Origin of the sequence: Streptomyces malaysiensis subsp. malaysiensis, assembly GCF_040653035.1 — a bacterium.
GTDB classification, from domain to species: Bacteria; Actinomycetota; Actinomycetes; order Streptomycetales; family Streptomycetaceae; genus Streptomyces; species Streptomyces malaysiensis.
In genome coordinates this window covers 223,718-244,960 of the sequence record NZ_JBEZNG010000001.1, presented here as the reverse complement: position 1 = coordinate 244,960, position 21,243 = coordinate 223,718, and the positions used below count along the sequence as shown (strand labels likewise).

Genomic DNA, 21,243 nt, shown 5'->3' with positions numbered 1-21,243 from the left:
CCCAGGTCCGGGGCCTCGCCCCGGCCGGAGATGTACGTCCGAGAAGGAGGAAAGTCATGGAGTCCGTGGCTCGTGGCGGCACCAGATGGAAGCGGTTCGCCGTTGTCATGGTGCCGAGCGTTGCTGCCACGGCCGCGATCGGCGTCGCCCTGTCCCAGGGTGCGCTCGCGGCCTCGTTCAACGTGTCCGGTCAGCAGTTCAAGGTCTCGGTCGACCGGCTCGACGGCACCGGGTTCGCGCAGTACGGCGCGCTTGACACCCAGCACGGGGGCAAGAACGTCCCGGTGGCGGTGTCGGCGTTCAAGAGCGCGAAGCTCAAGGGCCTTTGCCAGTCCGTCGTGATCCCGGTCCCGCTCTTCGGCGATGTGTCGCTGAAGCTGTCGGCCGGCAACGGCAGCAAGCAGGTCGAGGCCAAGAACCTCTTCATCGATCTCGACCAGCTCGATGCGGACGCGACGTTCCGCGGGATCGACATCGGCGTCGCGGCCGGTGACATCAACAAGGGTCCCAGCATCAAGAAGGGCGACAAGGCCGATCCCGGTTCCTTCGCCCAGCAGGCCGATTCCGCGACGCTTGTCGGTGTGAAGCAGACCGCCTGGGCCACCAGCGCGGGCACGTTCAAGCTCTCCGGCCTTTCGATGAAGGTCAGCAAGGGCAAGAACGAGTGCTTCTGATCCGCTGAGCTGAAGGGTGGGGGGCCGCGGCGCTGCCCCTCACCCGGGCATCGACCAGCAGCGCGTATGCGCCACGCTAGTACTGCTGTAGAACAACCGCGATCACACCGATCGCCAGCCCCAGGGAGCTGTTTTCGATGAGTGCCGAGTCGCCGGGGGCGAGTGACCGCATCAGCCGTTGGCGGGAGTCCTTCAGGGCATGGCGCTGGCAGCGCCCGTTCTGGGCCGGGCTGTTGAGCCTGCTGGCGGGTGTACCGATCATGTACTTCCCGTACAACAACGTCAACGCGGGCGGATTCACCATCAACATGTCCACCACCGCCGGATCAGCCTCGCTGATCATCGGGGTGCTGTTGGTGGTCCTGGGCCTGACCATGTGGTTCCAGCCCATGGTGCGGGTGTTCGCCGGAGTCGCCACGATCCTGCTCGGCCTGGTGTCGATCCCCGTCTCGAACATCGGCGGCTTCCTGATGGGATTCCTGCTCGCGCTGTTCGGCGGCGGCATGAGCATCGCCTGGGCACCCGGTGAGGCGCCCTCCGCGCAGCCGGCCCAGGGGCCGGGGGCCGCACCAGAGGACGACGGGAACGGTGAGAGCGTGCCGGAGCCGGCCGGGGCCGGGTCCGCACCGGACCAGGAAGCCAGGAATGGGAGGCACCGTGCGGGGTGAAGACCGACCCGAGCAGCCGGAGGGAGTGAGCCCACGCCGGGTCAGAACCGGGCCGCGGCACGCGGCACCGAAGAAGTCGGTACTCACCCGCCTTCAGGTGCCCGCCGGCAAGGCCATAGCGCTGGCCGCCATGCCGACGGCCGTGCTGATGGGCATGGGGCTCACTCCGCAGCTCGCCTCGGCCAGCCCTAGGCCCGAGGACCGGTACAAGGCCGGGCCGTGTGTGTCCCAGCCGGACGAGGCGGACAAGGAAGACGCCAAGGGCGAGAAGGACGCTTCGGAGTCCAAGCCCGAAGAGAAGGACGCCAAGGACGGCAAGGACGCCGCGGGTTCGAAGGGCTCGTCCGAGAAGGGCTCCAAGGGCTCCGAGGAGTCCTCGGACGGCCAGGGGACGTCCCGGGACGACAAGGCCGCCCCCACGACGTCTCCGTCCGGTTCCCCCTCCGCGCCGTCGTCCGACGCCGGGGAGGAGCCGAAGGAGCCCTCGGCCTCGCCGAGCCCCTCCAAGTCCAAGAACCCCTTGGACCCGCTGGGACTCGGGGACGCGCTCCACGACATCCTCACGCCCGAGGAGAAGGCCGAGCAGGAGTCGGCCGAGCCGAGCGGCTCGCCGAGCCCCTCGTCGAGCGCCTCGCCCAGTTCGTCGCCGTCCCCGTCCCGGTCCTCCGGGTCCAAGTCTTCCGACCAGCCCGCCGATCCGGTCAAGGACACGGTGGACAAGGTGGGCAAGGGCGTCAAGGACACCGTGGACGAGGTGGGCAAGACCGTCGACGACGCCAAGGACAAGGCGGACAAGGCGCTTCCCAAGCCCTCACCGTCCGCCTCGAAGGGCGAGGGCGGCAAGGAGGCGTTCCCCTGCCCGGAGTTCGACGCCGACGCGTACGACAACGCCGAGACCGACCCGACCGCGAACCTGCTGCCCGAGGACCCCTGGACCCTCAAGAGCACGCTGCTCACCCTGCACGGCCTGGACTACGCGGGCATCGTGGAGGTCAAGACGCAGGGCGGGCAGATCAAGAAGGTCCTGAAGTTCACCGCCTCGGCCGTGGACATCAAGGATCTGCACCAGCTGGTGGTGGGCCCGGCCGGGACCACCACACATGTGCAGGCGCGCGAGGGGTCCACCTCGACCATTCGCAACGGCACGGTGACCATGTACACCGAGGAGCTGAAGGGGAACCTTCTGGGGCTCATCCCGATCACCTTCAGCCCCAAGAGCCCGCCGCCGGTGAACATCCCCGAGGTGTTCTTCACCGATGTCACGGTCAAGCAGGCCGGTCAGTTCGGCGGCGATCTGACCGTACCGGGTATGCATCTGTTCAAGACCGGGGAGTGACCCGGGAGCGTACGGACCCGTTCGGGAGCCGCACACCCTCCGCGAGGAGGGAACCGCCTGCGGGCACCGCCTCCATTCGGAGACGGTGCCCGCAGGCGCGTTTCGGCGCTCCTACTGGCTCGCGCCGCCCAGGTGGTGCACCCGGACCATGTTGGTGGTGCCGGGGACGCCGGGCGGCGAACCGGCGGTGATGATCATGGTGTCGCCCTCGGCGTAGCGGCCCAGCTTCGACAGCTCGGCGTCGACCAGGTCGACCATCGCGTCGGTGTGCTCGACATACGGCACCACGAAGGACTCCACGCCCCAGCTCAGCGTGAGCTGGTTGCGGGTGGCCACATCGGTGGTGAAGGCCAGGATCGGCTGCTGGGCGCGGTAGCGGGAGAGCCGGCGGGCGGTGTCGCCGGACTGGGTGAAGGCCACCAGCGACCTGGCGCCCAGGAAGTCGGCGATCTCGGCGGCCGCGCGGGCCACCGAACCGCCCTGGGTGCGCGGCTTCTTGCCGGGCACCAGCGGCTGGAGACCGCGCGAGAGCAGCTCCTGCTCCGCGGCCTGGACGATCCGGGACATCACCTTGACGGTCTCGACCGGGTAGGCGCCGACCGAGGACTCGGCGGAGAGCATCACCGCGTCGGCGCCGTCCAGGATCGCGTTGGCGACGTCGGACGCCTCGGCCCGGGTCGGCCGGGAGTTGGTGATCATCGACTCCATCATCTGGGTCGCGACGATCACCGGCTTGGCGTTGCGGCGGCAGAGCTCGATCAGCCGCTTCTGCACCATCGGGACCTTCTCCAGCGGATACTCCACCGCGAGGTCACCACGGGCCACCATCACCCCGTCGAAGGCCGCGACGACCTCCGTCATATTGGCGACCGCCTGCGGCTTCTCCACCTTGGCGATCACCGGCACCCGGCGGCCCACCTCGTCCATCACCCGGTGGACGTCCCGGACGTCGCCCGCGTCCCGGACGAAGGACAGGGCGACCATGTCGCAGCCCATCCGCAGGGCGAACCTCAGGTCCTCGATGTCCTTCTCGGACAGCGCGGGCACATTGACCGCCGCACCCGGCAGGTTGATCCCCTTGTGGTCGGAGATCACCCCGCCCTCGATGACGATGGTCCGCACCCGGGGGCCCTCGACCGAGGTGACCCGCAGCTCGACATTGCCGTCGTTGATCAGGACCTGGTCGCCCTTGGACACATCGCCCGGCAGACCCTTGTAGGTGGTGCCGCAGATGGTCCGGTCGCCCTCCACGTCCTCGGTGGTGATGACGAACTCATCACCGCGGACCAGCTCCACCGGCCCGTCCTTGAAGGTCTCCAGACGGATCTTGGGGCCCTGGAGGTCGGCGAGGACGCCGACCGCGTGGCCGGTCTCCTCCGATGCCTTGCGGACGCGGTGATACCGCTCCTCGTGCTCCGGGTGGCTTCCGTGGCTCATGTTGAACCGGGCCACGTTCATCCCGGCCTCGATGAGGGACTTCAGCTGGTCGTAGGAGTCGACGGCGGGGCCCAGAGTGCAGACGATTTTGGAACGGCGCATGAGGCAGATCCTATCGGTTTGTTTCGGAGCGGAATATTTCAGTCATGGGCATAGCGGAGCGGATGGCGGAGACTACGCGCTGACCAGGTCGAACGTCTGGCTGGCGATCTCCAGCTCCTCATCGGTGGGCACCACGGCCACCGCGACCCGGCTGGACTCGGTGGAGATCAGCCGTGCCGTGGCGGAGCGCAGTGTGTTGCGGACGCCGTCCACCTCGATGCCCAACGCGGTGAGGCCGCGCATCGACGCCTCCCGCACCGCCGCGGAGTTCTCCCCCACACCGGCGGTGAACGCGATGGCGTCCACCCGTCCGAGCACCGCGGTGTACGCGCCCACATACTTGCGCAGCCGGTGGATGTAGATGTCGAAGGCGAGCTGGGCGGCCTGATCGCCCTCGCCCATCCGGCGGCCGATCTCGCGCATGTCGTTGTCCCCGCACAGCCCGGCCAGCCCGCTGCGCTTGTTGAGCAGCGTGTCGATCTCATCGGTCGACATGCCGCCCACCCGGGACAGATGGAAGATCGCCGCCGGGTCGATATCCCCCGAACGGGTGCCCATCACCAGCCCCTCCAGCGGGGTCAGCCCCATCGAGGTCTCCACACAGCGGCCGCCGCGCACCGCCGAGGCGCTGGCCCCGTTGCCCAGGTGCAGCACGATCGTGTTGACCTCCGCGGGGTCCTTGCCCAGCAGCGCGGCGGTGGCCCGGGAGACATAGGCGTGCGAGGTGCCGTGGAAGCCGTAGCGCCGCACCCCCCAGCGGTCGGCGGTCCGTACGTCGATCGCGTAGCGCGCCGCCGCCTCCGGGATGGTCGAGTGGAACGCGGTGTCGAAGACCGCGACCTGCGGCAGGTCCGGGCGCAGCGAGCGGGCCACCTTGATCCCGGTGACATTGGCCGGGTTGTGCAGCGGGGCCAGCGGGATCAGCTTCTCGATCTCCTCGACCACCTCATCGGTGATCAGGGTCGGCTCGGTGAACCGGGTGCCGCCGTGCACCACCCGGTGGCCGACCGCCGCCAGCTCGGGCGAATCCAGGCCCAGGCCCTTCGCGGCCAGCTCGTCGGCCACCTGCTTGAGGGCCGCCGCATGGTCGGCGACGGGCCCCTCACCGATCCGCTCCACGATGCCGGAGGCCGGACGGGACCCGTCGGCCATGTCCAGCAGCTGGTACTTCACGGACGAGGAGCCGGAGTTGAGGACGAGCACTCGGGAGCCGTTCACGCGGACTGCGCTTTCTGTGTCGGGGACGCCGTTGCGGTGGACTGGGCCTGGATGGCGGTGATCGAGACGGTGTTGACGATGTCCTGTACGAGTGCCCCGCGGGACAGGTCGTTCACCGGCTTGCGCAGACCCTGGAGCACCGGGCCGACCGCGACGGCGCCCGCCGAGCGCTGGACGGCCTTGTAGGTGTTGTTGCCGGTGTTGAGGTCCGGGAAGATCAGCACGGTGGCCTTGCCCGCCACCTCGGACTCGGGCAGCTTGGTCGCCGCGACCGCGGCGTCCACCGCCGCGTCGTACTGGATCGGGCCCTCGACCAGCAGATCGGGGCGGCGCTCGCGGACCAGCTCGGTCGCCTTGCGGACCTTGTCCACATCCGCGCCGGAGCCCGAGGTGCCGGTGGAGTACGACAGCATCGCGATCCTCGGCTCCACCCCGAACCGGGCGGCGGTCGTCGCCGACTGGATGGCGATGTCCGCGAGCTGTTCGGCGCCCGGGTCGGGGTTGACCGCGCAGTCGCCGTACACCAGCACCCGGTCGGCCAGGCACATGAAGAAGACCGAGGAGACGATCTGGGCGCCCGGGGCGGTCTTGATGATCTCGAAGGCGGGCCGGATGGTGGCGGCGGTGGAGTGCACCGCGCCCGAGACCATGCCGTCGGCCAGCCCCTCCTGGACCATCAGGGTGCCGAAGTAGGAGACATCGGCCACCACGTCGTACGCCAGCTCGTAGGAGACGCCCTTGTGGGCGCGGAGCTTGGCGTAGCCCTCGGCGAAGCGCTCCCGCAGCGGCGAGGTCTGCGGATCGATGATCTGGGCCTCGGCGAGCTGGATGCCGAGCTCGGCGGCGCGCTTGCGGATCGCCTCCTCCTCGCCCAGCAGTGTGAGATCACACACATCGCGGCGGAGCAGTACGTCGGCGGCGCGCAGCACCCGCTCCTCGGCGCCCTCGGGCAGCACCACCCGGCGGCGGTCGGACCGGGACCGCTCGATCAGCTCGCGCTCGAACATCATCGGGGTGACCCGGCCGGAGCGGCCCACCGAGATCCGCTCGGTCAGCGCGGCGGTGTCCACATGCCGTTCGAAGAGGCCCAGCGCGGTCTCCGCCTTGCGCGGTGAGCTCGCCGTGAGCTTGCCCTCGATGGCGAACAGCTCGGCCGCGGTCGGGAAGGACCCGCCCGCCACCGACACCACCGGGGTCCCCGGAGCCAGCCGCGAGGCCAGCGCCAGGATGTCCGGACCCGGCCGCTCGGCCAGGGTGAGCAGCACCCCGGCGATCGGCGGGGAGCCCGCGCTGTGCGCCGCGAGCGCGCCGACGATCAGATCCGCGCGGTCCCCGGGCGTCACCACCAGACAGCCCTCGGTCAGCGCGGGCAGGAAGGTCGGCAGCATCGCGCCGCCGAAGACGAAGTCCCGCACATCCCGGGAGAGCCCGGTGTGATCGCCGAGCAGCACCTCGGCGCCCAGGGTGCGGACGATCTGGGAGACGGTGGGCGCCGACAGGGACCCGTCCTCGGGCAGCACATAGCTGGGCACCGGCAGCTTGGCGGCCAGCCGCTCGGCGATGGCCCCGCGGTCCCCGGGCGTCACCCGGTTGACGACCACGGCGACCACATCGCAGCCCTGCGCCTCATAGGCGAGGTAGGCGTTGTGCGCCTCGGCGCCGGCCGATTCCGCGGTCTGCTTCTGGCCGCCGACGACCGCGATCACCGAGGCGCCGAACTCATTGGCCAGCCGCGCGTTCAGCCCCAGCTCGTCGGGGAGGCTGGTGGCCGCGTAGTCGCTGCCCAGCACCAGGACGTAGTCATACGCGTCGGCGACCTCGTGGAAGCGGCCGACCAGCTGCGAGACCAGTTCGTCGGTGCCGCGCTCGGCCTGGAGTGTGGCCGCGTCGTCGTACGTCATACCGAAGACGGACTCCGATGACTGGCCGAGCCGGTAGCGCGCCCGCAGCAGCTCGAAGAGACGGTCGGGATCGTCGTGCACCAGGGGGCGGAAGACGCCGACCCGGTCGACATGGCGGGTCAGGAGCTCCATGACTCCCAGCTCGACGACCTGGCGTCCGTCGCCACGCTCGACCCCCGTCACGTACACGCTGCGTGTCACGCGTGCTCTCCGTTCCTCTGGCGTTCGTTCGTCGGTCGTTGGTCGGTGTTTGCGTTGTGTGCGCATCACGGACACAAATTGGCCACATTGGATGGCCCGGTCCTCTTGACAATACCTGCGACCCTGATTAAGGCGCTTGTCGCTCGGGGGATACAGCACCACCCGGCCCATGAAACAATCGGACTGGCTCACATCTACCCGTAGGGAGCAGGAGACACAGCACGATGCGCATCGGAGTTCTCACCGCAGGCGGCGACTGCCCCGGTCTCAACGCTGTGATCCGGTCGGTGGTGCACCGCGCGGTCGCCGGCCACGGAGACGAGGTGATCGGATTCGAGGACGGTTTCAAGGGGCTCCTCGACGGCCGTCACCGCAAGCTGGACCTCGACGCCGTCAGCGGCATCCTCGCCCGCGGCGGCACCATCCTCGGTTCCTCCCGACTGGAGCGCGCCCGGCTGCGCGAGGCGTGCGAGACCTCGAAGGACCACGCCCGGGACTACGGGATAGATGTGCTGATCCCGATCGGCGGTGAAGGCACGCTCACCGCGGCGCGGATGCTCTCCGACGCGGGGCTGCCGATCGTCGGCGTCCCGAAGACGATCGACAACGACATCTCCTCCACCGACCGCACCTTCGGCTTCGACACCGCCGTCGGCGTCGCCACCGAGGCCATGGACCGGCTCAAGACCACCGCCGAATCCCATCAGCGGGTCATGGTCGTCGAGGTCATGGGGCGCCACGCGGGCTGGATCGCGCTGGAGTCCGGAATGGCGGGCGGCGCCCACGGCATCTGCCTGCCGGAGCGGCCCTTCGAGGTCGACGGGCTGGTGAAGATGGTCGAGGAGCGGTTCGCCCGCGGCAAGAAGTTCGCCGTCATCTGCGTGGCCGAGGGCGCGCATCCGGCCGAGGGCGCCATGGACTACCAGAAGGGCGAGATCGACCAGTACGGCCATGAGCGGTTCACCGGTATCGGCAACCGCCTCGCGGCCGAGCTCGAGCGGCGCCTGGGCAAGGAGGCCCGCCCGGTCATCCTGGGCCATGTGCAGCGCGGTGGCACGCCCACCGCGTACGATCGCGTGCTGGCCACCCGCTTCGGCTGGCACGCCGTCGAGGCGGCGCACCGCGGCGACTTCGGCATGATGACCGCGCTGCGCGGCACCGACATCACGATGGTGCCGATCGCCGAGGCGGTCACCGAGCTCAAGACCGTTCCGGTCGACCGCATGGACGAGGCCGAGTCGGTCTTCTGATCCGGCACGGCCCCGCTCTCCCCTCGCTCTCCGTCTTCTCCGTTCTTCACCGGCCGTGGCGGCCTTGACCATCCCCCCGTGGAAGGTCAAGGCCGCCACGGCCGTATGCCGTTGGCGAGGTTCAGCCTTGAACAGGCGGCCGGAGTGAACAAGGCTGTTCCGTGTCCGGGACATGTTCCGGAGCAGTCCCGGACAGGGCCGGGACACCTGGGTGGGGACACAACGGCGGGGGAGACAACCACAGATGGCCGATGCCGACAGAGCTCCGGATCCACGGCGGGCGCGGAGCGCGAACGAGTTCATCACCGCGCTGCAAGCGCTCAAGGACTGGTCCCGGCTGACCTATCGGGAACTCTCCGCGCGGGCCGACGCGGTGGGGGACGTACTGCCGCGCAGCACGGTCGCCAATATGCTCGGGCGCGCCACGCTGCCCCGCGAGGAGCTGGTCGCGGCCTTCGTGCGGGCCTGCGGTGTGGGACCCGCGGAGCTCACCGTCTGGCTGGCCGTCCGCAAGGACCTCGCGACCCGGGCCGGCGAACCGGGCGCGGGCCCCCTCCCGGACGCCGCCGCGCCGCCCGCCTCCGGCCCTGGCGGGGCGCCGGATGTCGGTCAGGTCGGGTCGTTGGATGTCGGCCAGGTCGGGTCGTTGGATTCGTTGGAGCCGCGCGAGCACGGTGAGCCCGTGTCGGCCGCCGCCTCCGCCTCCCCTACGGCCGAGGCAGGTGCCCGGCGCTCCCGGATGCCGATGCTGAGCGCCGCGCTCGGGCTGACCGTCGTCGTGGCCGCCATCGCGGCGGTGCTCGCCTGGCGGGCGCATGACGGCGGCGGTGGAGGCGGTGAGGGGCGCGGCGGACGGGTCGACAAGGGCGGGTCCGTGGCGGTCTCCCCGGACGGCGCGGCGCCCGCGCCCGGGAAGTACCGGATTCGGGCCGTCCACTCCTCGCTGTGCCTGTCCGAACGCCGCCAGGACAAGACCGCCTGGGTCTATCAGGCGCCGTGCGCGGAGGTCTTCCCCTCGTTCTCGCTCCAGCGCCTGGACGACGGGCTGTGGCGGATCGCCACCCTGCACCCCGAGCACGGCCCCGGCTGCTCCGGGATCATGGGCCAGAGCAAGGCCGAGGGCGCCTGGCTGGGTGACGACTACTGCGAAACCCGGGGCGCGGGCGAGGAGTTCCGGCTGGAGGCCGTCGACCGGCCCGCCGAGGGGTTCCGGCTGCGGCCCGCGCACACCGACGAGTGTCTGGGGCTGCCCGACGGCACGACCCGGCGCTGGGCCCATGTGGTCATGCTGCCGTGCCGGTCCGGCGCCCCGGGGCAGGTCTTCCGCTTCGACCCGGTGGACTCAGGGGCGAAGGAGCGGCCTTCCGGGGCGGAGGAGCGGCCTTCCGGGGCGGAGGAGCGGCCCTCCGGGGCGGAGGAGCGGCCCTCCGGCGGGAGGGAGCGGTCTTCCGGGGCGGAGGGGTAGCCCGCGCCGCCTGGTCCGTTCCGCTCCTCTGGTACTGTCCCCGCCTGATCAAGGGGGAACTGGTCAGGTTATGTGAGGAGTTACGGGCGGGATGCGTGGTTTATGGGGCCGTGTGTGGCAGCGCCGCACGCCCTTTGTCGTACTGATGGCGGTGGTGGGGATCGCGGGAGCCGTCCTCGTGACCGGGGACAGCGGCGGCGGTCATCTCGCCGCCAACCGGGCCCAGTTGCGGAAGGCGTGCGACGGCACCCTGCCGTACCGGGACCTCGAACGGCTGGTGCGTGACGAGCGGCCGGGCGAGCTCGCACAGCACGGCACGGTGCTCGCCCCCGGTCGGCAGAGCCGCTCGCTGCTGGACTGCTCGCTGTCGTGGGGAGACGGCCACGGGGTCACGGTCCACGCCGAGGCGCTGGTCTCCGATGTGCCCCAGCCCGTGCGGACCCGGGACCTCCTGGAACCGGCCGGTGGCCACGGCACGTTCGTGGCGCCGGGCACCACCGGCCAGTACGGCAAGTGGGGAGCCTGGCTGGTGGCCGACTGCCTGGGCGGGCTCGGCGGCCGGGTCCGGCCCACCACCGATCTGTATGTGACGGCCCGGGTGACCGATGGGACTGACAGGGCCGACGGGGCAGATGGGACTGACGGGGCTGATAGGACTGACGGGGCGACGGCGGCGAGTGGCAAACCGGGCCGCGCCACCGCGCTCCTCGGCTTCCGTACCGCCGTTCATGTGGCCAACGCCCTCACCAAGGCCCAGCACTGCGGCTCCGGCCCGCTCATGACGCCGACCGCCGTGCTGGACACGGACGAGACCCACGGCGCGCCCGGCCGGGGCCTGCGCAAATGCGAGTGGATCGACGGCTCCTCGCTCCCCGGTGTCGCCTCCGGCACCTGGACCACCCTCGGCGATCTCCAGGAGTCCACCGGTCTGAGCGCGTGCGCCGGGGAATGGGACGCGGAGAAGAACGCCGGAGAGCGCCCGCGCCCGAAGGAGTGGCAGATCACCGAGGTCGACGCGGCCAGCTGGTCGGGCGTCCTCGGCCGGTCGGCCTACAACTCCTACGAACGCGAGGGCCATGTGCCCGGGTGGGGCGCGCAGCAGGACAAGCGCCCCTCCGAGGCGGACGCGGGCTCCGATACGCGGCAGGAGGACCGCGTCTCCGCCTACTCCGGACGCCCCCAACTCGCCCTGTGGGCACGCTCGGTGTGCGGCGGCCGCACCACCTACCACCGGGTCGCCGTCTTCCCCGAGATCCGGCTCGAGGACGGCGAGACGGCCGTCATCAGCGGCAAGGACCGTGCCAGGCTGTCGACCGCCGCGCGTACGGTCCTCGACCGCTATCTCGACGCCGAGGACGGCTGGCCCGCCTCCGCGGACTGCCGCGACACCACGGTGCTCGGGGAGGTGGAGCAGTGGCACTGACCCGACCCGCCCTCACCCGGCGCCAGGTCCGGGCCCTGGTGGCCGTCGCGGTGGCGCTGGCCACTCTCACCGGGGCGTTCGTCTGGTTCTCGGGCAGCGAGGACCGGGCGCTGGACGGCGCCTGCGACGGGGTGCTCCCCACCGGCGAGGTCCGCGCGCTGCTCGGCGGCGACGAGGCCGGACTGGATGTGACCAACCGCACCGAGGGCACCTTCGGCGGGAAGGCCGCCAAGACCGGGCAGGGCGGCGGCAAGCGGGCCAACACCCTCTCCGTACACTGCCGGATCGCCGCCGAGGGCACCGGCCACATCGCCGTCTCCATCGCGGGCTCGCCCCGCCCCCGCGCCGAGTACGGATACGGTGAGCTCTACACCGCCGTACCCGCCCGGCGCACGCTTCCCGTCCCCCTCGGCCACGGCTGGTCCGGTCTGTTCGCCACCGAGACCGCACGCCTGGACGACGCCGAGGACGGCACGGCCACCACCGCCGTGCTGCTCGACTGCGCCCGGCGCGGCGACAGCCTGCTGATCACCGTCGAGACCGCGCTGCGCGGCGCCACCACCCTCGACGACCCCGCCGTACGCCCCGACTTCGTCCGCACCGCCACGGCCACCGCCGAGGCGGCCAACGACCACTGGGGCTGCGGTGCGCGCCTGGGCAAACCGGTCCGCACGGTCGGCCTGCCGGTGAACGAGGACGAGTACGAGCCGCTGCTCGACGCGGGCGGCACCTGCGCGGCCGTCCCCACCGCCGCGCGCTCGGCCGTCTCCACCGCCCGTGAGACCGCCCGCGACCGCGCACCGCTCGAGAGCTGCGTGCTCGGCACGCGCGACGGCTCACCGCTCTACCGGCTGGAGGCGTACTACGGCCCCTACGCGGAGGACGCCCGCTCCCAGTACACCCGGGACTACGACTACGAGAACGTGACCCCCGCCGAGAAGCCCGCCGGACGGCTCGGCCGCAGCGCCTACTGGGCCGGTGCCACCTGCCCCCACGGCGCCGAGTCCGCCCTCTACCTCATCCGCGCCGACGCCGCCGACGGCGAGACCCGCCGCCGCCCCGACCTCGCCTATGAACGCGCCGCGCTGGCGGCCTTCGCCGCCGCCTCGGCCGAACACCACGGCTGCGCGGCGCCGACGTTGCCCAAGGGCTGAACCACCGGCCGAACGAGGGGTTGTCCGCCGGATCCTGACGCCTGCGGCGGACTGCTCCCCTCCCTGCCCCTGAAGGGGTGGGGAGGGGAAAGACCGGCCGGGCACCCCGTGGGGACCGCGCCGTCATCCCTTGACGGCGCCGCCCAGGGCGAAGCCGCCGCCCAGGCGGCGGGAGATCAGCACATAGAGCAGGAGCACGGGCGTGGAGTAGAGGATCGAGAAGGCGGCCAGCTGGCCGTAGACCACCTGGCCGTAGTTGCCGAAGAAGGTGAAGATCGAGACGGACGCGGGGAGCTGCTCGGGGGAGAGCAGCAGCATGAAGGGGACGAAGAAGTTTCCCCACATCATGATGAAGCTGTAGATCATCACCACTGTGATGCCCGGCCCCATCAAGGGCAGGATGACCCGGGTCAGGCTCTGGAGCCAGGACGCGCCGTCGGTCCACGCCGCCTCCTCCAGGATCACCGGCACACCGTCCATGAAGTTCTTCATCAGCCAGATGGCGAACGGGAGTTGGGAGGCGGCGAGGAAGAGCGCCGTGCCGTACATGGTGTCCACGAGGTCCACCTGGACGAAGAGCCCATAGACCGGAACCATGATCGCGGTGATCGGCAGACAGGTGGTGAAGAGCACCGTCAGCAGATACGGGCGCACGATCCGGGAGCGGAAGCGGGAGAGGGGATACGCGGCGAGGGCCGCGCAGGCGACGGTCAGGACGGTGGCGCCGCCGCACAGGAGCAGGCTGTTGAGCATGGGCGTGAAGGTGATCTCGTCCGTCCACACCGCCGAGAAGTTCTCCATCGTGGGCGAGCCGGGAGCCGAGACCCGCAGGGTGGCGTCGCTGTCGATGGAGGCCAGGACCAGCCAGGCGAGCGGGAGCAGAAACGCGGCCGCGACCACCAGCAGCGCGGCGTCGGCGGCCAGCCGGCGGCGCAGCCGCGGGGACCAGGCGGGCCGGGGGCGGGACTTGGCGGAGCGGGGCCAGGTGCGGGCGGGGCGGGCGGAGAGCGCGGACAACCTCGGACCTCCTCGCGCGCTTGCGAGCGCAGTCGATCAGCGTCCGTCCATGAAACCGGTTGCTATGCGCCTGGGGGAAGACGCGTGCGCGGAAGACGCGTGCGCGGATGGCGTGCGCGCGGTTCGCGCCCTACGGCGTCGGTGGGGTGGGCGTCACCGGCTGGTCGTTCCGCAGCTGGTCGAAGAGGCGCCGCGCCTGAGTCACGTTCCACTGCACGGCGCTGCCCTTGGAGGTCCGGAGGTTGGGGTTGGACACCGGGACGTTGAGCTGTTCGCCGTTGCCCGAGGTGACGCCCTTCACCGCGTCGAACAGGGACATCAGGTCGGGCAGCCCCATGTCCTTGTCCACGATGAGCGTGTCGAGGCCCGCGCGCACCGTCGGGAAGGCCGCGAACGGATTGGCCAGGACGCCCGGAGTGGCGGCCTTGTCGGCGAGCGCGGCCAGGAACTTCTGCTGGTTGCGGGTGCGGCCCAGGTCGCCGTCGGCCTCCTGCTTGCGCTGGCGGACGAACGCGAGCGCCTTGGCGCCGTCGAGCGTGTGGCAGCCCTTTTGCAGGTCCAGCCCGGACTTGGGGTCCTTGATGTTCCGGTCCACGCACATCCGCACCCCGCCGACCGCGTCCACGACGTCCACGAACCCCGAGAAGCCGATCTCCGCGTAGTGGTCGATGCGCAGCCCCGTGTTGCGCTCGATGGCCGCGACGAGCAGATCGGCACCGCCCATCGAATAGGCCGCGTTCAGCTTGTTCAAGGACGGGTTGTAGCGCCTGCCGGTCTCGGGGCGGACGAAACCGGGGATGGTCACCCAGGAGTCGCGCGGCAGGCTCAGCATCGTGGTGCCGCCCGAGCCGGTGTGCAGCACCATCATCGAGTCGGTGCGGCGGCCCTCGGCCGAGCCGGTGCGCAGGTTCTTCCTGGCCCGCTCGGAGAGGCCATCCCGGCTGTCGGAGCCCACGATGAGGTAGTTGGTGCCCTTACCGGCCGGTGGGCGGTCCGGTGACCTGCCGAGGTCGACCTCGCGGTTGAGCTGGGTGTCGGCCCAGACGTAGGCGCTGCCGGAGGCGAGGAGCAGCGCGGAGACCACCACGATGGCCAGCCGGACGATCCGGCGGCGCCGGCTGAGGGGCTCCTTGGGGGCGCGGCGCCGGACGGTGGGGGCGGGGGCCGGGGCGGGTGTGGGCGCACGTGCGGGCGGGGGTGCCGGGGTGCTGGTCTCCTGGCCGGTCCGGTAGGGGGCTGGTCTGGTGGGGACGCCCTGGGTCGTGGACGCGGGGATGCTCTGCGTCTGTGCCGTGGAGATCTCCCAGGCTCGCCCCGACGGCCGGTTCGCGGCGGCCCACCCGTCCAACCGATCGCTCATGGGCGGCAGTCTGCCCAGGGGGCGGAGGGGGCCGCCGTCCGTTCATAGAGGTATGACAACTTCGCCCCGGCGTTGAACGCCGACCCGGTCTCCATCCGTCATGCCGTCACGCCGCCATCCCTCACCGGGATGTCAGGCTCCGGTACGCGGGCGCCTCGCCGAGCGTCTGGGCGGCCGTCCCGGAGCGTCGGCCGCGGTGCCACCGCAGCCGCGTCCCGAGCAGGAGGGCGACCACGGACTGGATGACCACCAGATACATCAGCTGCCGGTAGACGAAGAGCTGGAACGGCAGCGACCACAGTGCCCGTATCCGCTCACCGTCCAGCCGCAGCGCGTATCCGGCGCACGCCGTCTGGACGGCGAGATAGCCGAACCACACCCCGGCCGCCTCCGCCGGGTCCCGGAAGAGTGCCCCGTACAGCGCGAAGAGGTCGATCACGGGCGCCAGCAGCGGCAGCAGCACCTGGAAGAGCGTGAGATAGCTGAGGCCCCGGCGGCCGAACCGCCCCACCGAGCCCAGCGAGATCACCGCGCGGCGGTGCTTCCACATGGCCTGGAGCGTGCCGTAGCCCCAGCGGTAGCGCTGGCGCCACAGCTGGCGCAGGGAGGTGGGCACCTCGGTCCAGGCGATGGCGGTCTCCTCGTAGACCACCCGCCAGCCGGCCCGCCACAGTGCCATCGTGAGGTCGGTGTCCTCGGCGAGGGTGTCCTCGCTGACCCCGCCGACGCCCATCACCGCGTCCCGGCGGAAGGCCCCGATGGCGCCGGGCACGGTCGGCATGCACTCCAGCACCTCGAACATCCGGCGGTCGAGGTTGAACCCGAAGACGTACTCCAGGTGCTGCCACCTGCCCAGCAGACTGCGCCGGTTGCCGACCTTGGTGTTGCCGCTCACCGCGCCGATGGCCGGGTGGGCGAGCGGCTGGATGAGCTGGTGGACGGCGTCGGGTTCGAAGACGGTGTCGGCGTCGACCATCACCACGATGTCGTGGCGGGTGTGCGCCAGGCCGGTGTTGAGGGCTGCGGCCTTGCCCGCGTTGGGCCGGCGGACCACCAGCACCCGCGGGTCGTCGACGCTCGCGGCGATATCGGCCGTCCGGTCCGTCGAGCCGTCGTCGATCACGACGACCTGGAGGCGCTGATGGGTGGAGGCGAGCAGCGAGCGGATGGTGGCCTCGATACCCGCCTCCTCGTTGTACGCGGGGATGAGCACCGTCACCGGCTCGTTCACCTGCCGCAGCCAGGGCGCGCCGGGCCGGAAGCGGGTCAGCCGCCGGACATGGGCGCGGGCGAACAGCACGAGCATCAGCAGCCGCAGCACCCCCAGCGCCCCCGCGATCCCCAGCACCCAGACCATGGTGGACACAAAGCCCCGGCCGATGGCCGCGACCCAGATCAGCGCCTTGCCCTCCCAGCGTTCGAGGCCGGAGACCGGGACGTCGACCGGGGGCACGCCGAGCCCGCCGGTCACGGTGGTGAACTTCCTGGCCCGCGGGTCCTTGAGCAGCTTCTCCGTCTCCTGGTACGCGGTGTCCGTCTGGCTGAACTGCCGGACCACCCCCTGCGAGGGCTTCCGGCCCGACCGGTCGGCGGCGACCAGCGCGTAGCCCTCCGCGGCGACGCGCCGCGCGGCCTGCCACTCGTCGCCGCACAGCGTGTCCACATCGGTGGTCAGCGGCAGCCGCAGCAGCCTCGGCTGGACCCCCACCGAACCCGCGAGCGCCGACTCGGTGAGGGACAGCTCCATCCGGGATCGGGTGGGGGAGGCCGTGCCCATGTCGGCGCCGGTGTAGGTATTCGATCCGATCTCATGGCCCTCGGCGCGGATCCGGCGTACGAGTTCCGGGTGCTGGGCCGCCTTGGCGCCGGAGACGAAGAACGTGGCCCGCGCGTCGTATCGGCGCAGCAGGTCCAGCAGGCGCGGGGTCTGGACCGGATCGGGCCCGCCGTCGTAGGTGAGCGCCACCGTTCCGGCGGGCATGCCCACGGTCCGCACCCGGTCGCCGTTGATCTGCACCACCGGCCCGCCGTCGGCCAGGGCCCGCGGCACCGGGCTGGCGCAGGGCCGCCGTGTCTTCGCCGCGTCGACCTCGTGGTCGGTCCAGCCCTGGAACATCAGCAGGCCGAACATGGCGGGCAGGACGAGGAGCAGGAGCAGCCAGTGCGCGCGCGGGTCACGGGACCGCTTGTGCCGGCCTCCTCGGGTCAGGTGGCTTGGTTCCTGGCGTTTTTTCGACCGGTTGCCCTCAAACATGGTTGGCCGCACCGTAGTTGGGAGGCAGGGAGCGGGGCCGGTGAAGCAGCGGGAATGGATAAGAAATCCCGGGACGCTCCCCGCCGCCTGGCCGGATCGCGTAGTGAGCGCCCGGAAGCGGCCGCCGCCGCGGGGCGGCTCTGCTTGACTGGCGCGCATGAGTTCTGCCGACTCGTCCGTCTTCGAGACCACCAGGCCCGCGTCCGCCGACTACCTCACCCGGCTCGCCGCGAGCGACGCCGGACGCGACTACAAGGGCCGGATGCTGGATGCCCTCGATCTCCGGGCCGGGCTGGCCGTCCTGGACGCGGGGTGCGGCCCCGGCACCGATCTCCCCGCCCTCGCCGAGGCGGTGGCCCCCGGCGGTACGGTCATCGGGGTCGACCGCGATCAGGAGATGCTGGACGGGGCGGCGGCGCGCACCGCCGCGCATCAGTGCGTCGAGCTACGGCGGGGCGATCTCCACGCCCTCCCCCTGGACGACGCCGTGGTGGACCGCGCCCGCACCGACCGGGTGCTCCAGCATGTGGACGATCCGGCGCGGGCCCTCGCCGAGTTCCACCGGGTCCTGCGGCCCGGCGGACGGCTGGTGATGGGCGAGCCCGACTGGGACACCCTTGCCGTCGACCACCCCGACCCGGCGCTCTCCCGTGCCTACACCCGCCACATCACCGAGCGGGTGGTCCGCAACGCCGCCATCGGCCGCCAGCTCGCCCGTCTCGCCACCGGCGCCGGGTTCCGCGTACCGGAGGTCATGCCGGTCACCCAGGTCTTCCGCGATGTCCGCTCGGCGGACCGGGTGTTCGGGTTCGAGCGCACCACCCGTCGCGCCGTCGGGGCCGGGTATCTCACCGAGGCGCAGGCGGCCGAGTGGCTGGATCATCTGGCCCACGGCCCGTTCCTCGCCTCGGCGACGCTGTATGTGGTGGTGGCGGAGGCGTAGCCGACCGTGCCCTCGACGCGGGCCGGTGGGAGCTCGGCGGACGAGTAATCAGTTGCCCGTCGGCGAGGGTGGTGGATGCAATGTCCGGCATCGAGCCGCACAAGGAGTGTCCGGCATCGAGCCGCAGCCGAATCGTCATACGGGGGACGCCCGCGCATGAATACGCCGCCATCGCCACCTGGAGTGGAACGGACCGACGGATCAGCCGTCCGGATCGGCGCTCTCGTTCCGCTGACTCGGCCCGGCTGGGTCGAGGCGGGCCGGCACCTGCTCGCCGGACTCGAGCTGGGCGTGCGCGAGGTCAATGACACCGGCGGGATCGCCGGAAGACCGCTGGAGCTGGTGGTCCGGGACACCGCGGCCGATCCGCGGAGGGCCGCGGCGGCTGTCGATGAAGTGGCCGGACTGGGCGTGGCCGCCCTGGCGGGGGAGTATCACAGCGTCGTCGCTCGTGCCGCCGCCGCCAGGGCCGACGCCCTGGGCCTGCCGTTTCTCTGCTCATCAGCGGTTCTCGACGCGCTCACCGAGCAGCCGACGGAATGGGTCGCGCGGCTCGCCCCGGCGCAGTCCCACGGCTGGCGGATCTACGCGGACTTCCTCCTCGGCGCGGGCCACAGCCGTATCGCCGTGGCGGCCCAGCCGAGTGTCTACTGGGCGTCCGGGACCCGCGTGCTGCGGGACCACCTCGTTCCACGCGGCGGCACCGTCATCGAACTCGACATGGGCGCGCTCAGCCCCACGGCGGTGTGCGATGAACTCGTCGGCCATCGCGCGACTGCCCTCCTTCTGCTGGTCGGCCACCCGGAGCCGGCGGTGCCGATCGTCCGGGCCGTCCGCCGCGATCCGCGTCTCGCCGAGGTCATGATCGGTGCTCCGGCCGGGCAGCCGGAGTTCGCCGGATGGGCGACGTCGCTGGGCGACGACGGCGCCGCGATCCCGTTCCTGCGCTATCTGCCCGAGCGCCTCGGCCCACTCGGCACACGGGTCGGGACGGCCCTGCGCGAGCGGCTGGCCGAAGCGCCCTCCTTCGTCGCCTTCGAGGGCTACGACACGGTGGCCGTCCTCGCCGATGTGCTGCGTTCGCACGGCGTGGACCGGGCGCGTATCGCGGAATCCTGGCCGCGGGTCACGGTCGAGGGCACCCGCGGGCGGATCCGTTTCTCCCGCACACCGGACATCAGCGTGTGGCAGTGGGCTTGGGCGCCGGTCCAGGTCGTTGACCGGGATCCGGCGGAACCCGAGCGCTTTCGGATCCTGCACACCGGCTGAGGGCACACGGAGGTTCCGACCGCCCGGAGCCGTCCGGAGCCGTCCGGAGCCATCCGGAGCCATCCGGAGCCGTCCGAACCTCAGGCGGGCCTGAACCAGGTGGCAAGCGCCTCGTGCAGCCCGTCGCTCGTGGTGCCCTGCCAGGCCACGTAGGCGTCGGGCCGGAGCAGCAGCGCGGTGTCGAGGCCGGGGAAGGTCACGGTGTCGACGTGGGCCGACCAGGGGCCCGGGTCGAGAGTGCCGGTGGGGTCCAGCAGCAGCGTGCGGGCGGTGCGGGTCAGATCGCGCAGACCCGGCAGGTCCGGCGCCCAGTGGCCGACGAGCGGTCCGGTGGCCGGGCCCATGTCGTAGGCGATGTCCGCGCCGGAGAGCATCCGCGCGATGTGCTGCCGTGTCGTGGGCTGGTCGAGCAGTTCGCCGAGCAGTTCGCGCAGCGCTGTCACATCGCCGCCCGGCCGGGTCAGCAGCGACTGCGCCTGGGTGTGCATGGCGACCCGCCGCGCCGCGGGGTGCCGCTCCGAGCCGTACGTGTCCAGCAGCCCCTCCGCCGCGTGGCCGCGCACCTCGGCGGCCAGCTTCCAGCCGAGGTTCACCGCGTCCTGGAGGCCCAGGTTGAGCCCCGGGCCGCCGATCGCCGAGTGCACATGCGCGGCGTCGCCGAGCAGCAGGACACGGCCCGCGCGATACCGCTCGGCGATCCGGGTGTTGCCGCCGAACAGCCGCCTCATCAGATGCGGTCCCGGCCCGGTCGGCGGGCCGAGGGTGATGTCCGCGCCGAGCACCCGGCGGGCGCTGGCCCGCAGTTCGTCCAGCGATGCCTCGCCCTCGGCCGGCTGCCCCCATTCCACGGTGATCAGCTTCGGGTCACCGTCCAGGGACGGCGCCCAGGCGATCAGCCCCCGCTCGGTCCGCAGATGCTGGAACGGCGGTACGACGCCGAAACCGGGCACGGTCAGGCCGCCATCGGCACCGATCGCGTCCGGCGGCACGCTCACATGTCCGGTGCGCGACACCGAGTCGTCCGTCGTCACACCGGGAAACGCGATCCCGGCGAGTTTCCGGACCGCGCTGCGCCCGCCGTCTGCGCCGACCACGAACTCCGCCTCGATCGGGGCCTGTTCGCGCAACTCGACCGTCACCGACTTCTCGCCCTGCGTCAGGCCGACGACCTCGTGGCCACGGCGGATGTCGACGCCCAGCTCGGCGGCGCGCTCGGCGAGCATGCGCTCGATCCGCCGCTGCGGCACCAGGAACGTGTAGAGCGGGTTGTCCGGCAGATCGCCCAGGTGGAGCGGGAACGCGCCGAAGGTGAAACGGTCCGTCGGCTCGGGCGGGGTGGGCGCGGTACCGGGCGCGAGCAGCCGCTCGTACAGCCCGCGCCGGTCGAGCATGCGGATGACCTGGCCCACGAGGCCGTTGGCGCGCTGAGCGTCGTGCGGTTCGGTGAGGCGTTCCAGGACGACCGGGCGCACACCGGCCAGGGCGAGCTCGCAGGCGAGCATCAGCCCGTTGGGCCCCGCGCCCGCGATGACGACGTCAATCATGAATTCCCTTTCGGGGCAGGTTGGTTG

General features: G+C 71.5%; 16 protein-coding genes. 9 read left to right on the top strand and 7 right to left on the bottom strand.

Translation table 11 applies throughout. From position 1 onward, the window contains the following. Nucleotides 1–56 precede the first annotated feature (56 nt). The 3 genes from AB0E24_RS01010 to AB0E24_RS01000 all read left to right on the top strand — a co-directional run bounded on the left by AB0E24_RS01010 (nt 57) and on the right by AB0E24_RS01000 (nt 2,678). Nucleotides 57–674, top strand: coding sequence for a DUF6230 family protein (locus AB0E24_RS01010; protein WP_069866748.1), 618 nt, complete (start codon nt 57–59; stop codon nt 672–674). A 137-nt stretch (nt 675–811) separates the two neighbouring features. After that, nucleotides 812–1,342: a DUF6114 domain-containing protein gene (locus AB0E24_RS01005; protein ID WP_069866746.1), complete on the top strand. Its 531-nt coding sequence runs from the start codon at nt 812–814 to the stop codon at nt 1,340–1,342. Next, nucleotides 1,320–2,678, top strand: coding sequence for a hydrogenase expression protein HypF (locus tag AB0E24_RS01000; protein ID WP_359374183.1), 1,359 nt, complete (start codon nt 1,320–1,322; stop codon nt 2,676–2,678). Before AB0E24_RS01005 ends, AB0E24_RS01000 begins: the two co-directional genes overlap by 23 nt. A 111-nt stretch (nt 2,679–2,789) precedes the next feature. Here the strand turns inward: AB0E24_RS01000 and pyk are convergent, their stop codons facing one another. The 3 genes from pyk to pta form a co-directional block, all read right to left on the bottom strand. After that, a complete protein-coding gene (gene pyk, locus AB0E24_RS00995; RefSeq protein WP_069866742.1) occupies nt 2,790–4,217 on the bottom strand; it encodes a pyruvate kinase in 1,428 nt (475 codons plus the stop codon). 72 nt (nt 4,218–4,289) lie between these two features. Next, nucleotides 4,290–5,435 (bottom strand): acetate kinase, encoded by a 1,146-nt coding sequence (locus AB0E24_RS00990; protein ID WP_099014988.1) that lies wholly within the window; start codon nt 5,433–5,435, stop codon nt 4,290–4,292. Further along, a complete protein-coding gene (gene pta, locus AB0E24_RS00985) occupies nt 5,432–7,537 on the bottom strand; it encodes a phosphate acetyltransferase (protein ID WP_079259026.1) in 2,106 nt (701 codons plus the stop codon). The genes AB0E24_RS00990 and pta overlap by 4 nt, the downstream gene beginning before the upstream one ends. 224 nt (nt 7,538–7,761) lie before the next feature. Between pta and AB0E24_RS00980 the strand changes: the two genes are divergently transcribed. The 4 genes from AB0E24_RS00980 (at nt 7,762) to AB0E24_RS00965 (ending at nt 12,829) form a co-directional block, all read left to right on the top strand. Further along, the gene (locus tag AB0E24_RS00980; protein ID WP_069866736.1) at nt 7,762–8,787 is read left to right on the top strand and encodes an ATP-dependent 6-phosphofructokinase; all 1,026 of its coding nucleotides are present in this window, start codon (nt 7,762–7,764) and stop codon (nt 8,785–8,787) included. 244 nt (nt 8,788–9,031) lie between these two features. Beyond that, nucleotides 9,032–10,252, top strand: a complete 1,221-nt coding sequence (locus tag AB0E24_RS00975) for a helix-turn-helix transcriptional regulator (protein ID WP_359374177.1) — start codon at nt 9,032–9,034, stop codon at nt 10,250–10,252. A 91-nt stretch (nt 10,253–10,343) separates the two neighbouring features. After that, complete coding sequence (locus AB0E24_RS00970; protein WP_359374174.1) at nt 10,344–11,675, top strand: hypothetical protein; 1,332 nt, start codon at nt 10,344–10,346, stop codon at nt 11,673–11,675. Next, the gene (locus AB0E24_RS00965) at nt 11,666–12,829 is read left to right on the top strand and encodes a hypothetical protein (protein ID WP_359374171.1); all 1,164 of its coding nucleotides are present in this window, start codon (nt 11,666–11,668) and stop codon (nt 12,827–12,829) included. The genes AB0E24_RS00970 and AB0E24_RS00965 overlap by 10 nt, the downstream gene beginning before the upstream one ends. A 123-nt stretch (nt 12,830–12,952) precedes the next feature. On the opposite strand, the gene AB0E24_RS00960 is transcribed toward AB0E24_RS00965, so the two are convergent. The 3 genes from AB0E24_RS00960 to AB0E24_RS00950 all read right to left on the bottom strand — a co-directional run bounded on the left by AB0E24_RS00960 (nt 12,953) and on the right by AB0E24_RS00950 (nt 17,460). Continuing rightward, nucleotides 12,953–13,846 (bottom strand): carbohydrate ABC transporter permease, encoded by an 894-nt coding sequence (locus tag AB0E24_RS00960; protein WP_371351290.1) that lies wholly within the window; start codon nt 13,844–13,846, stop codon nt 12,953–12,955. A 130-nt stretch (nt 13,847–13,976) separates the two neighbouring features. Further along, on the bottom strand, nt 13,977–15,206 hold the full coding sequence (locus AB0E24_RS00955; RefSeq protein WP_359374168.1) for an LCP family protein: 1,230 nt from the start codon (nt 15,204–15,206) through the stop codon (nt 13,977–13,979). Nucleotides 15,207–15,327: 121 nt separating this feature from the next. After that, entirely contained in the window at nt 15,328–17,460 is a 2,133-nt protein-coding gene (locus AB0E24_RS00950) for a bifunctional polysaccharide deacetylase/glycosyltransferase family 2 protein (RefSeq protein ID WP_359374166.1), read from the bottom strand. Nucleotides 17,461–17,617: 157 nt separating this feature from the next. Here AB0E24_RS00950 and AB0E24_RS00945 point away from each other — a divergent pair, with 157 nt between their 5' ends. Both AB0E24_RS00945 and AB0E24_RS00940 read left to right on the top strand, forming a co-directional pair. After that, a complete protein-coding gene (locus AB0E24_RS00945) occupies nt 17,618–18,403 on the top strand; it encodes a methyltransferase domain-containing protein (protein ID WP_359374163.1) in 786 nt (261 codons plus the stop codon). A gap of 156 nt (nt 18,404–18,559) precedes the next feature. Continuing rightward, entirely contained in the window at nt 18,560–19,672 is a 1,113-nt protein-coding gene (locus AB0E24_RS00940; RefSeq protein ID WP_359374160.1) for an ABC transporter substrate-binding protein, read from the top strand. A gap of 80 nt (nt 19,673–19,752) precedes the next feature. Here the strand turns inward: AB0E24_RS00940 and AB0E24_RS00935 are convergent, their stop codons facing one another. Next, a complete protein-coding gene (locus tag AB0E24_RS00935; protein ID WP_359374158.1) occupies nt 19,753–21,216 on the bottom strand; it encodes an FAD-dependent monooxygenase in 1,464 nt (487 codons plus the stop codon). Nucleotides 21,217–21,243: the final 27 nt, after the last annotated feature.